13 protein-coding genes are annotated in these 12,915 nt (G+C 63.9%); 8 read left to right on the forward strand and 5 right to left on the reverse strand.

The window, feature by feature from the left end:
• Positions 1–336 precede the first annotated feature (336 nt).
• From GPA25_RS09375 to GPA25_RS09410, 8 genes are all read left to right on the forward strand, one after another.
• Positions 337–1,608, forward strand: coding sequence for an HD-GYP domain-containing protein (locus tag GPA25_RS09375; RefSeq protein WP_169260109.1), 1,272 nt, complete (start codon positions 337–339; stop codon positions 1,606–1,608).
• Between the two features lie 136 nt (positions 1,609–1,744).
• On the forward strand, positions 1,745–2,605 hold the full coding sequence (locus GPA25_RS09380) for an HDOD domain-containing protein (protein ID WP_169260110.1): 861 nt from the start codon (positions 1,745–1,747) through the stop codon (positions 2,603–2,605).
• A 14-nt stretch (positions 2,606–2,619) separates the two neighbouring features.
• Positions 2,620–4,227 (forward strand): B12-binding domain-containing radical SAM protein, encoded by a 1,608-nt coding sequence (locus GPA25_RS09385; RefSeq protein WP_169260111.1) that lies wholly within the window; start codon positions 2,620–2,622, stop codon positions 4,225–4,227.
• A gap of 115 nt (positions 4,228–4,342) precedes the next feature.
• Positions 4,343–4,558 (forward strand): DUF465 domain-containing protein, encoded by a 216-nt coding sequence (locus tag GPA25_RS09390; protein ID WP_169260112.1) that lies wholly within the window; start codon positions 4,343–4,345, stop codon positions 4,556–4,558.
• A gap of 28 nt (positions 4,559–4,586) precedes the next feature.
• Entirely contained in the window at positions 4,587–5,891 is a 1,305-nt protein-coding gene (locus tag GPA25_RS09395; RefSeq protein WP_169260113.1) for an O-acetylhomoserine aminocarboxypropyltransferase, read from the forward strand.
• Positions 5,892–5,894: 3 nt separating this feature from the next.
• A complete protein-coding gene (locus GPA25_RS09400) occupies positions 5,895–6,710 on the forward strand; it encodes an alpha/beta fold hydrolase (RefSeq protein ID WP_169260114.1) in 816 nt (271 codons plus the stop codon).
• 57 nt (positions 6,711–6,767) lie between these two features.
• On the forward strand, positions 6,768–7,580 hold the full coding sequence (locus tag GPA25_RS09405) for a DUF2189 domain-containing protein (protein WP_169260115.1): 813 nt from the start codon (positions 6,768–6,770) through the stop codon (positions 7,578–7,580).
• A gap of 26 nt (positions 7,581–7,606) precedes the next feature.
• Positions 7,607–8,476 (forward strand): HDOD domain-containing protein, encoded by an 870-nt coding sequence (locus GPA25_RS09410; RefSeq protein WP_169260116.1) that lies wholly within the window; start codon positions 7,607–7,609, stop codon positions 8,474–8,476.
• Positions 8,477–8,543: 67 nt separating this feature from the next.
• Here the strand turns inward: GPA25_RS09410 and GPA25_RS09415 are convergent, their stop codons facing one another.
• The 5 genes from GPA25_RS09415 to GPA25_RS09435 all read right to left on the reverse strand — a co-directional run.
• Positions 8,544–9,032 (reverse strand): hydrogenase maturation protease, encoded by a 489-nt coding sequence (locus GPA25_RS09415; protein WP_211163032.1) that lies wholly within the window; start codon positions 9,030–9,032, stop codon positions 8,544–8,546.
• A gap of 1 nt (position 9,033) precedes the next feature.
• Positions 9,034–10,497 carry a Ni/Fe hydrogenase subunit alpha gene (locus GPA25_RS09420; RefSeq protein WP_169260118.1) on the reverse strand — a complete coding sequence of 488 codons (1,464 nt, stop codon included), beginning with the start codon at positions 10,495–10,497 and terminating at the stop codon, positions 9,034–9,036.
• A gap of 8 nt (positions 10,498–10,505) precedes the next feature.
• Complete coding sequence (locus GPA25_RS09425) at positions 10,506–11,060, reverse strand: NADH-quinone oxidoreductase subunit B family protein (protein ID WP_169260119.1); 555 nt, start codon at positions 11,058–11,060, stop codon at positions 10,506–10,508.
• Positions 11,057–11,761 (reverse strand): 2Fe-2S iron-sulfur cluster-binding protein, encoded by a 705-nt coding sequence (locus GPA25_RS09430; RefSeq protein ID WP_169260120.1) that lies wholly within the window; start codon positions 11,759–11,761, stop codon positions 11,057–11,059. Before GPA25_RS09430 ends, GPA25_RS09425 begins: the two co-directional genes overlap by 4 nt.
• Positions 11,758–12,915, reverse strand: a 1,158-nt coding sequence (locus tag GPA25_RS09435; protein ID WP_169260121.1) for an NADH-ubiquinone oxidoreductase-F iron-sulfur binding region domain-containing protein, incomplete at its 5' end; no start/stop codon positions are given. The genes GPA25_RS09435 and GPA25_RS09430, both read right to left, overlap by 4 nt.

Genomic DNA, 12,915 nt, shown 5'->3' on the forward strand with positions numbered 1-12,915 from the left:
CGGGCGCCGACGCCATGAAATCAGCCGTTCAGTCTCGCCCGGCACGGTGGTTACGAAGGGTTCAAGTTATAGGACGAATGCAAGAATGTATGTGATCTGCGTCAAGAATCACTTTTCATTACCCTGATTGCATCCCGATCGGACGGATTGGGAAGGTCGCCAGGCCATCGGTGCCGCCTGCGCCCTGTGATACACAACACAATTTAACAAGGCTTCGGATGGTAGGATCTGCGCTTGGCGCTCCCTACCCTCGATAGCGAGCCTGGGATCCCGCTGGCACGCCGCACACCAGCCCCAGGCAGCCCGATCGCGGACACCCCGGACATCCCGCAAATCATGTTATTCAACTCGGTCAACCAGCACTGCCTCAAGAGCATTGTCGAACTCGCCGAAACGCACACGGTAGAGGCGGCGGAAGACATCTACGACGACCGTGGGATGAAGCTGTGGGCAAAGGGCAAACCGGTATCCGCCGAGTTGCAGGACAAATTGCTGCGCCGCAAGCTCGCCAAACCGCTCGAATCCACGCTGGCGGTCGAAGGTGCAGTAGCGTTTGGCGACATCGTCGGCGCCTGCCGCACCCACCTCGACGAAAACCCCCTGTTCGGACGAATCGTCAATCGCGACGCACTGGCTCTGATCAACGGCATGAAGAACATCGCGCTGCCACAGCCGCTGCGCCTGCTCCTTACCACTGCGTACGCCAAGGGCAACAGCAGCTTCAAGCACTCGCTGGCGACGATTCTCGTCAGTGCCGGCATCGCCGCCCGCCTCAAGGCCAGCGAACACGACGCACAACTCCTGCTGATGGCCGCCCTGCTGCACGACCTGGGCGAGATATATATCAATCCGGATTACCTGCGCGACAGTCATCGACTGCGGCCCGCCGAATGGAAACACGTCGCCAGCCATCCGCGCGTCGGCCAGCTGTTGATTGCCGAGCTCACCACGCTTCCGGCAGCCGTCGGCCAATGCGTCGCGCACCACCACGAGCGACTGGACGGCAGCGGTTATCCCCATCAGGTGGAACGCAGCAAACACAGCCGGCTGGGCAGCTGGCTCGGGGTCGCAGACTCGGTTGCAGCGATCCTGTCGCGCGGCGACTACGGTGCGCCACTGCGGGCGGCTCTCGCGCTGCGCATCGTGCCCGAAGAGTTCGACCATGACGCGGTCGCCGTCGTCACACAGGCGATGCGCAACGGCGATGACAGCTTCGGCGCTCCGCCAGTTGGCGATTTCATCTCGCGCGCACACGCCAGCGGCGAACGCATCAAGCTCACAATCCGTTGCGCCGAATCGCTGCAATCATCCGCCAGCGACGCATTCACTCGCCAGACCGCCGGCTCGGCGCTGAGCCTGCTGCAGAACCTGCAGAAATCCTTGCGTTCGACCGGTGTCATGGAAGCAGGCTCGCTCGGCACCGACGGACTCGACGCAGAACTGGTCGCCGAGATCAACCTCGTCGTACGCGAAGTTGACTGGCGCATGCGCAACCTCGCACGCAACCTGCATCTGCGCACCGAAGTCCACGCCGATGGGGCGTGCCTGGAGCATATCGCCCCGCTGATCCAGGCGCTCGACAGCAACGAAGCCCCCGGCAAGGCGTAAGACAGCCGGCGGCCCCTTCGGATACCGTCGATCACCTGCCGTCCACGGGGCGACGGAGGGCCGATCCTCACCACGCGCCCCCCGGCACGGCGGATGCGCGCTAAACTCGTCGCGATAGAATCCACCGGGGATCGACATGCAGGACTTTGAAGCTCAAGCCCACGCATTCGGCGAGCAGATCGAAGCCGAACTCGCCGAGGGGCACCTCAGTTTCCCCACTGCGCTGGACATATCGCTACGCATCAAGCGCCTGGCAGACAGCCCGGACTCGTCGCTGGACGAAATCGCGACCGTCGTGAAGGCCGAGCCGGTACTCAGCGCCAAGGCGGTGCGCATGGCCAACGCCGTTGCGCTCAATCCCTACAGTGCCCCCATCACCAATGTCAGCGACGCCGTGCAACGCATTGGTCTCGCCTCGCTGCGCTGCCTGGCATTCGCCGTCGCCGCCGAACAACTCGCCCAGGATCACCGATCGCCGCGCATGCGCACGCTTGCATCGGGCCTGTGGATGCATTCCGTCGACGTCGCCGCATGGGCATACGCCCTCGCCCACGAACTCAAGATCGCCAATCCCGACACCGCGATGTTTGGCGGCATGATGATCGACATCGGCCAGTTCCTGCTGGTGGCCCGCGCCGCCGACTATCCCGCACTCGAAACCAATATCGAGCGTTTTGCCGAGTTCGTCTCCACATGGAACGAACCCATCGGCCGTGCCGTGCTGGAAACCTTTGAACTGCCCGAATCCATCCTCGATGCCTTCGAGTGTGGCAACCCCTATGGCGGCTCCTGGCCCCCCACCGACCTTTCGGACCTCATCTTCGTCGCCTCGCTGGCGGCCGAAACGCCCAACCCCTTCGACAAGCTGCTCGGCAATGACCGCCGCCTGTCGCTGCTGGACACGGCATCCAGCCGAATCGACAAACTCGAACTCGAGGAACTGCTCGACGCTGCACGTACCAAGCGCCAGATCGTTCTTGCCGCCGTCTGCGGCTGAAACACCGACTTCCAATGCGCATCACCCTCGTACATCCCGCCGGCTTCAATTTCGTCCCCGGCCAGCCCGATTTCTCGGTGCTCGCCAACCGCATGGCTCCGATCGGCATCCTGTCGCTTGCCGCGTGGCTCGAAAAACACGGCTACCCGACCGCGGTACACGACTGTCTCGGCCCGCAAGCCCCCGCGAGCCTGGAAGCCAACGCCGAGATCGTGCTCGCCACCAACCCCGAACTCGTCGGCTTTTCCGCCACCACCTCGGGCTACATGGACGCCGTCGACATCGCGGCCTGCATCAAGCGCAAACGCCCGCAAGTGCGAATCATCTTCGGCAACGTGCACACCTCCTCGATCGGTGCACCGCTGCTCGAACACTTTCCGGAAATCGACTTCCTGTGCATCGGCGAAGGCGAAGGTGCGTTGCTCGACCTCGCAGACGGCAAACCACTCCATGAAATCGCCAACCTTGTGTACCGGGATGGCGAGCGCATCGTTGCCAATCCGCGCCGCCCGCGAATCATCGATCTCGACGAACTCCCCTTCCCCGCGTACGAAAAGCTCGCCGGATTCCCGACCGGCTACCATCTGCCGCTTTTCTCCTACGCCAGACGCCACGGCGCAACGATGGTCACGTCGCGCGGCTGTCCCTACACCTGCTCCTTCTGCGACCGCACCGTGTTCGAGCGGCTCTACAAGGTCAACTCCGCCGCCTACATCTATGCGCACATGAAACACCTGCGCGACAACTTCGGCGTGTATCACATCAACTTCTATGACGACCTGTTCACCGCCAGCAAGAAGCGCGTCGACGAATTGTGCCGCCTGCTCATCGAAAAGCCGCTCGGCATGCAGTTCAACTGCGCCATCCGCACCGGCCACACGTCCGATGAAATGCTCCGCGAGCTCAAGCGCGCCGGCGCGCTGATGGTATCCATGGGCATCGAGTCCGCCGACCCGGCAATGATGGAACGCCACAAGGCCGGCGTCACCCTCGACGCCGTGCGCGACACCGTGCACAAGATCCACGCCGCGGGTCTGCGCGCCAAGGGCCTGTTCATCTTCGGCCTGCCCGGCGAAACCCCGCAAACGCTGCGCGCCACCAGTGACTTCATCCTGTCGCTCGACCTCGACGAGATGAACATGACCAAGTTCAGCCCGATGTATGGCGCGCCGATCTGGGACGAATGCACCCGTGGCACCACCAGCGATTTCCGCGAAGACTGGCGCCTGATGAACTGCCTCAACTTCGTCTATCGCCCCGAAGGCTTCGCCTCGCGCGAGGAAATGGATGCGCTCTATAACTGGCATGTGCGCCGTTTCTATGACAGCAAGGGCTATCGCCGACGTTTTGCCCGCCGCCTGTGGGAACACCGCTGGAGCCTCTGGCATCTGATCCGGAATCTCCCCCGCGCGATCAAGGCGGCGCGTTATTTCAGCGCCAACCGCAAGCAACTCGAAGCCGCACGGCGCGACTTCCCACTCCACCCGCGCCAGCCAAGCGGCCTGCAAGCCCACCTCAGCGCCGAACTCAAGGCCGACGCGCTCAGCGCCATGGCCCCGGTCACGCTGGTGCACCAGTCGCGCGCGCAGGCCACGCCAGGTGCTGCAACGCCCACCGTGTAACACGCCGCGATCCGGCGCATCACAACGAGTTGTCATCAACCGGCGCGGCGCATACCATACTTGGCTGAACCGACCCCCTAACGGCGTGCATTCGCCCTGTTTTAGCAGGTACCCGATGAGCGAGGAAGCATTCGACCACGTCACCAGCCTGCAGATCCGGCTCACCGAACTGCGGAACGAGCACCGCGATCTCGACGACGCCATTTCGCGTCTGCAAGATTCGCCTCAGGAAGACGAACTGCTGCTGCGTCGCCTCAAGAAACGCAAGCTTGCGCTGAAGGACCGGATCGCCGTCGTCGAGCGCATGCTCGAACCGGACGAACTGGCTTGAGCCCCGCCGACAGGAATCCGCGCCACCGATGACCCAGCCCAAGACATTCGGCCCCGAGACGCTCGCGCTGCACGCGGGACAGTCCCCCGACCCGGCCTTCGGCGCCCGCGCCGCCCCCATCTACTTCACCACCAGCTACGTCTTCCCCGACGCCGACCACGCCGCCGCGCTGTTCAACCTCGAACGCCCCGGCCACGTCTACACGCGGATTTCCAACCCGACCAACGCGATGCTCGAAGAGCGCATCGCCGCACTCGACGGCGGTGTCGGCGCGATTGCCGTCGCCAGCGGCCAAGCCGCGCTGCACCTCGCGATCACTACCCTGATGGGCGTCGGCGGCCACATCGTCGCCTCGCGCGCCCTCTACGGCGGCTCGCACAACCTGCTCGCCTACACGCTGCCGCGTTTCGGCATCACAACCACCTTCGTCGACCCGCGCGATCCCGCTGCCTGGCGCGCGGCGGTCCGCCCCGAAACGCGCCTGTTCTTCGGCGAATCGCTCGGCAACCCCGGCCTCGACGTGCTCGACATCCCGACTGTCGCAGACATCGCCCACGCCCACCGCGTGCCGCTCCTCGTCGATGCGACGCTGGTGTCGCCCTGCCTGCAGCGCCCCCTGTCGCTCGGCGCCGATCTGGTGCTGCATTCGGCCACCAAGTTTCTCGGCGGACACGGCGTCGCGGTTGGAGGACTGCTCGTCGACGGCGGGCGCTTCGACTGGGAAGCCTCCGGCCTGTTCCCGACACTCACCGAACCCTACGACGGCTTTCACGGCATGGATTTCGCCGAAGAATCCCCGATTGCGGCCTTCCTCCTGCGCGCCCGCCGCGAGGGTCTGCGCGACTTCGGCGCCTGCCTGTCGCCGATGAACGCCTTCCAGATCCTGCAAGGCATGGAAACCCTGCCGCTACGCATGCGCGCTCACGTCGCCAACGCGCGCGCCGTCGCCACACACCTTGCCGCGCATCCGCTCGTCGATCGCGTCGCCTACCCGGGCCTCGCCGACCACCCCGACCACGCGCTCGCCACCCGCCTGCTGCCCGATGGCGCGGGTTCGGTGCTGTCCTTCGAACTCACGGGCGGGCGCAGCGCCGGACGCGCCTTCATCGAAGGACTGAAAGTATTTTCGCATCTCGCCAATGTCGGCGACGCCAAGTCACTGGTCATCCACCCCGCCAGCACCACCCATTTCCGCATGTCCGCACAGGACCTGCTTGCCGCGGGCATCGGCGAAGGCACCGTGCGCCTGTCTGTCGGACTCGAGAGCCTCGACGACCTGATCGAAGACCTGAATCGCGGCCTGTACGCCGCGGGCCGCGCCGTACAGGGATAAGCCATGGAACTCACCGTCAACGCGGCACCCGCCTTCGTATACACCGGCGGCCGGTCGTTCGACAGACAACTACCGGTGGTCGTGCTGATCCACGGCGCCGGACACGATCACAGCGTCTGGAATTACCAGGCCCGCCATCTCGCACACCACGGCCTTTCGGTGCTTGCGCCGGACCTCCCCGGTCACGGGCGTTCGGCGGGCGAACCGCTCGCCAGCATCGAATCGCTCGCCGACTGGGTCGAGGCCCTGCTCGATGCCGCGGGCGTCACGCAGGCGGCACTCGCCGGCCACAGCATGGGATCGCTGATCGCCCTCCAGACCGCCGCGCAGGCACCGACCCGCGTCACCCGACTGCTGCTGCTCGGCAGCGTCGCCCCGATGCCCGTCGCCGCTCCGCTTCTCGACGCCGCCCGCGACAACCGCACCGCCGCGCACACGATGATCAACCAGTGGTCCTACACACCGGCCTCGCAGCTCGGCGCCAGCGCCACGCCCGGCATCTCGCTCACCGGCCTCAACCTGCGCCTCATGGAACGCCAGCGCGAAGGTCTCCTGGCCAATGATCTTGGCGCCTGCAACGCATATCAGGCCGGACTCGATGCCGCCAGCCGGATCTGCGTCCCCTGCGCAATGCTGTGCGGCGAGCGTGATCAAATGACACCACGACGCGCGGTAAAACCGCTTCATGATGCTTTGGTTAACGCAGCAGGCGGCGCGCGTATGATAATCATTCAGGGCGCGGGCCATGCAATGATGGCCGAAGCGCCGGATGCGGTCAGCGACGCCATGCGCGGCTTCCTCAATAGCGCACCGACATAAGGACAAGGGAAGCCCCGTTCGCTGGATCGACGGCAAGAACCACAACAGGAGAGAGCCATGTCGCAGCAGAACGAAGCCGGTCCGGTGGCGGACGAACAACCCTTTCCGAGCGTCCGGGAAGTTGACGCAGCCGCACCGCTGCGCTGGGTGTCGCGCGGATTCGCCGACCTAAGGGCCTGCCCGATCCCCAGCCTGTTTTATGGCTTCTGCTTTGCTGCGATGGGACTGCTGGTCACCATGGTGTTCGAGCATGCCTACGAATACACCGCCGCCCTGACCTCCGGCTTCCTGCTCCTTGGCCCCTTCCTCGCGATGGGGCTGTATGAGATCAGCCGCCGCCACGAGCTTGGACAAAGCTGCGAACTGCGCCCCACGCTCACGGTATGGACACGCAACGCAGGCAATATCGGCATCTTCGCCGTCGTCCTGGGTATCGTGTTCCTCGTCTGGGCACGCGCATCGCTGGTCGTGTTCGCACTGTTCTATACCAACGAGCTCCCCAATCTTTCCGGCTTCCTCACCCAGCTGCTGGCACTTGAAAACATCGAATTCCTGCTCGTGTATTTCAGCGTCGGCATGTTGTTCGCCACCATCGTATTCGCTGCCAGCGTCATTTCCGTGCCCTTGATGCTCGACCGCAACCAGGATGCGATCACCTCGATGCTCGCCAGCATCGGCGCTCTCGCCCGCAACCCCGGACCAATGCTGGTCTGGGCAATCCTCATCGTTGCCTTGACCATTGTCGGCTTCCTGAGCTTCCATCTCGGGCTGGTCGTGCTGATGCCTGTCGTCGGCCATGCCAGCTGGCACGCTTACCGCGACCTCGTCGCCCCGGTTACCGAACCTTCTGCCACCCTAAAACGGCCCTGAACGCCGACCGCCCCGGACCCCGCGCAATGCACTCCGCCCAGGAACTCGTTACCAACATCGTCACACTTGCGACACTGCCGACGGTATATCTGCGTATCCGCGAGGAACTCGATTCCCCCGCAGGCTCGACCGCCGCCGTGACGCATGCCATCAGTGCCGACCCCGCGCTTACGACCAACCTGCTGCGCCTGGTCAATAGCGCTTTTTATGGCTACGGCGGCAGGATCGAGACCATTTCCCGCGCCGTCACCATTCTCGGGATCCAGCAGGTCCACGACCTCGTGCTTGCCGTTTCGGTCAGCAGTACGTTCTCGGTCTTCAGGCCTCAGCATCTCGACATGCCGCGCTTCTGGCGTGGCAGTGTCATGCGGGGACTTTCCGCACGCGAAATCGGTCGCAGCCATGGCATGATCGGCGCGGAACGGCTATTCGTGATCGGGCTGCTATCGGACATCGGGCACCTCGTAATGCACCAGACGATTCCCGATCTCGCCTTCGAAGCACGCACCGTCGCCACCCAGAATCAGGAACCGCTCCACGAGGCCGAACGGCGCATCGCCGGCTGTGACTATGCCGAAGTGGGAGCGTGCCTGATGAATTACTGGAAGCTGCCCGCTTGCTTTGCGGACATCATTGGTGCGCAGATGACCCCTCGCCTCGGCGGCGATTACGTGTACGAAGCAGCAATGGTGCACTTCGCGACGCGGATCGCCCAAGCCGACCAGGAAAACGAATCCAGCAACGCCGCCGCGGCCCGCATCGACCCGGTCATCTGGTCACTGCTCGATATGCAACCGGCCGATCTGCGCCGCGTCCGCGAAAGCGCCGAACTCGATCTGGCCTCCTACATCACGATGTTTTTCCCGAGGCTCGGGCACGAACACGGCCATATCTAACCCATCCCGAACCCGTAAGGGGTCACCCGGCCCCACTCGCGACCGACGCAGGCTTGGCGCGAATGTTTCAGGCAATGCCAGGCCGATCCCCGACATGCACGCGCCACGCCACCGGATCTGGAACAGCCATCAGCTCCCGCGCGAATTCCAGGGCACAATCGAGATCCGCCGCGGCACCAGGCGACAAGCCCTGCCCCAGTTCAAAACGGCTTGCACGAATTCCGAGGACAAAAGCCGGCGGCGGCGCAAGCTGCTCGATACGGCGGAAAACCGCCAACACCGCCGACGGCGACAACGCATGGGTGAAGCTCGATGCAGCGGCCTCCGGGCCGATCTCGTAGAACGCAAACGGCGCTTCCAGCCCGCAGGATGCATCGACAAACAGCGCCAGATCCGCGTCGCCCAATTCCAGCGCGTGTTCCACCTGCAGCTGAAAATCCAGCACAGCCCGCCCTCCCGCTGGCAACGCCGGCTCGAGAAGGCGCAGCAGCCCGGGCCCGACGCCATCGTCGCCGCGTGACTCATTGCCCACGGCGAACACCACCACGCGCGGCATTTCAGTCACGAACTACCCGCTCCAGCACCTGCCCCCGCGCATCCGCCAGTTCCAGCACCAGGGGCATCTGCCCCAAGGCATGCGTCGCGCAGGACAGGCAGGGATCATAGGCACGGATGGCCACTTCAATATGATTGAGCAGGCCCTCGGTCAGCTTGCGGCCATTCAGGTAACGCCGCGCCACCTCCCGCACCGCGGTATTCATCGCCTGGTTGTTGTGCGTGGTCGACACGATCAGGTTACACATCGTGACCAGATCATCGTCGCCCACCTGGTAGTGATGAATCAGTGTGCCACGCGGCGCTTCGATGATTCCGACGCCTTCGTGCTGCCGCTCTCCCACGGCCACCAGTGGGCCGTCCAACAGATCCGGATCGTCGAGTAGATCCCGTATCACCTCGGCCGTATGCAGCAACTCGATCATCCGCGCCCAGTGATACGCCAGCGTCGCCCGCACCGGCTCGCCAGCCCCATGGTCGATGAATTCGCGCCGCTCGGCCTCGGCCAGCGGACTCGGAATGGAATCGCAGTTCTGCACGCGCGCCAACGGCCCCACCTGATACCAGCCCACTTCCGGGCCGAGTTGCTGCAGATAGGGAAACTTCATGTAGCTCCACGGCTTCACCTGTTCGCGGAGCAAACCTCGGTACGCCTGGTCAGGAACGCCGTCGAGCAGAATCTTTCCATCCGCATCGCGGAAACGCAGGGCACCGTGGTACAGATCCATCGCCCCGTCCGCACGCACCAGACTCATCATGTTGGCACGGAAGCGGCCGAAATTGTCATATAGGGAAGGATCGGCACGGTGCAGACGTTTCACCAACTCCACCGCCGAGCGACTCCATTCGACCATGCGCCCGACATCGCTGCGCAACGCATCACGGTCCGCGACGGAAAGATGGCGATTCATCCCGCCGGGAATCGAACCCGTCCCATGAATCCGTTTGCCGGCCGTCGCGCGGATTACCTCCTGACCGAACTTGCGCAGCAACACTCCCTGTCGCGCCACATCCGGATAGGCGGCGGCCACACCGACAATATTGCGCTGTCCGACATCGGACTCGAAGCCGAACAACAGGTCCGGCGAAGACAAATGGAAAAAGTGGAGGGCGTGCGACTGTAGGATCTGCCCATAGTGCATCAGTCGCCGCATCTTCTCCGCCGAAGCCGTGATCGCCATCGCTCCGACGACGCGATCCAGCGCCTTGGATGCCGCCAGATGATGGCTCACTGGACAGATCCCGCACAGGCGCTGCACCATCACCGGCACTTCCCAGTACGGTCGCCCCTGGATGAAGACCTCGAAGCCGCGGAACTCGACGATGTGCAGACGCGCCTCCTGCACCTGGTCCTCGTCGTCGAGCAACAGCGTCACCTTGCCGTGCCCTTCCACCCGGGATACCGGATCAATCACCACCCGGCGCAGATGATCCCGGTGCTCGGCCGTTTCAAGCGACGAATCCATGCCTCACCTCAATCAAAACGCAGCAGCGGATGCGACAGCCGGGGCGTGCGGCCGGCAATCAGGTCGGTCAGGAATTTCCACATCGCCTCACCCGACGGCGGACAACCGGGAATGAAATAATCGACCCGCACCACTTCGTGGATCGGATGGACGCGGTCGAGCAGCAAGGGCAGTTCCGGGTCATCCGGCACGCCCCCGTCCTCGACACCATCGCGCTGCACATACACCTGCTGCAGGCAATCGCCGAGGTCCAGGTGATTGCGTTGTGCCGGCAACCCGCCATTGATCGCACACGCCCCCACCGCCACCAGCGTCTTGCAGTTGCGCCGAAATTCGCGCAACACGTGCACATTCTCGGCATTGCAGACGCCACCCTCGATCAGGCCGATATCGCATGGCCCGCAATGCTTGATGTCGGTCAGCGGCGAGCGGTCGAACTCGACGACCTGCACCAGATCGAACAGACGCTCGTCGATATCGAGAAACGACATGTGACATCCGAAACAGCCTGCCAGCGAGGTCGTCGCCACGCGCAGCCTGGCGGCTTGAGGCTTGTCCGTCATTCGCCTCTCTCCATCGCAACCTTGCTGATCGGCTGGCCGTCGTACTTGCGCTCGCCGATCGGCACGGCAAAGCCCACGCGTTTCTTCAGGATCACGCCGACCGGGCAGATATTCGCGGCCAGATCATCCACGGAGAAATCCGTATCGGCCAGGCGCCCCGATTCCGCATTCACCACCAGATGCTTGCGGATGCCGCGGCCGGTCAGCGCGAACACTCCCTTGCCGTCCACGTCACGCGACGCGCGCACGCACAACTCGCAGAAAATGCAACGATTGAAGTCGAGCAGCACATCCGGGTGCGACGCATCCACCGGCCGATCGGGATAAAAATGCGCAAAGCGCGCACTGCTCATCTCCAGTTCATACGCCAGCGCCTGCAACTGGCAGTTACCGCTCTTCTCGCACGACGGGCAGAAATGATTGCCCTCGACAAACAGCATCTGCAACAGGGCGCGCCGTTCGCCGTTGATCTCCGGCGTATTGCTTTCGACTTCCATCCCGTCCTTGGCCGGCATCGCGCACGAGGAAACATGTCGCCCTGCCACCTTGACGATGCACAGCTTGCACGAGCCATGCGGCGCAAAATCCGGGTGCCAGCACAGGTGTGGAATGTAGTGCCCCGCTGCCCGCGCCGCCTGCAGGATCGTCTGACCCTCCTCGAACGGCACCGGACGACCATCGAACAAGAACTGTCCGCTCATCGGGAAACCTCCTCGCGCCAGTCCAGATGGGCAGCCGGATCGTCCCGTCCGGTCATCCGCCGGGCCGTCTCCAGCGCCGCGTCCAGATCAAATGCCGGTTTGAAGTCCAGCGACTGCAAGCGACGCTCATACGCCGGTCTGAACTTGATCAGCGTATCGATCACCGGATTCGGCGCACTCGAACCCAGCCCGCAATGGCTCGCATTCTTGAGGAGGCGATCGATCCATTCGATATCCGCCAAGTCCATCTTGGCGCCCTTGCCACTGGCAAGCTTGTCCATGTAGCCCTTCAGCAACGCCGTCCCCACCCGGCACGGCGTGCAGAAGCCACAGCTCTCGTGTGCAAAAAAATGCACGAAATTCCGCGCCATCTCGAACGGGTCGCGCGTCGCATCGAACACCATGAAGGCGCCCGCGCTCGGCACGTCCTCGAAGGCGATGCGACGATGAAACTCATAACTCGCGAGCGTCACACCGGACGCTCCGCCAACCTGCACGACCTGGGTGTCACTCGCGCCACAGTCTGCGAGCACCTGCTCGATCGAAACCCCGAACGGATACTCATAAACGCCGGGCAGGGTGCAATCGCCCGAGATCGACAACAACTTGGTGCCGGTGGACTGCGCCGTCCCGGTTGCCGCAAACGCGGCCCCCCCCTGCAACGCAATCAGCGTCGTTTTCGCGAGCGTCTCGACGTTGTTCACCACAGTCGGGCGTCCGAGATAGCCGTGCGTGACCGGATACGGCGGTCGGATACGCGGCGTGCCACGCTTGCCTTCAAGCGATTCGAGCAGGGCGGTTTCCTCGCCGCATACGTAGGCACCGGCGCCCAGATGAATTTCGACGTCGAAATCGAAACCGGACTCACCAAGGATTCCTCCCCCCAGCAAGCCAGCCGCGCGCCGCACCGCCAACACCGCCTTCAGATGCTTGAGCAGGTAGCGGTACTCGCCGCGCAAATAGAGCAAACCCTGCCGTGCCCCGGTCGCCCAGGCGGCCAGGGTCATGCCTTCGAATACCCGGTCCGCGTAGCTGGCGAGCAGCACCCGGTCCTTGAAAGTTCCGGGCTCCCCCTCGTCGGCGTTGCACACCACCACCTTGTCGACACCACGCGCATCACGGCAAGCCATCCACTTCACTGCCGTCGTGAAGCC

The organism is Aromatoleum diolicum (assembly GCF_012910955.1).
GTDB classification, from domain to species: Bacteria; Pseudomonadota; Gammaproteobacteria; order Burkholderiales; family Rhodocyclaceae; genus Aromatoleum; species Aromatoleum diolicum.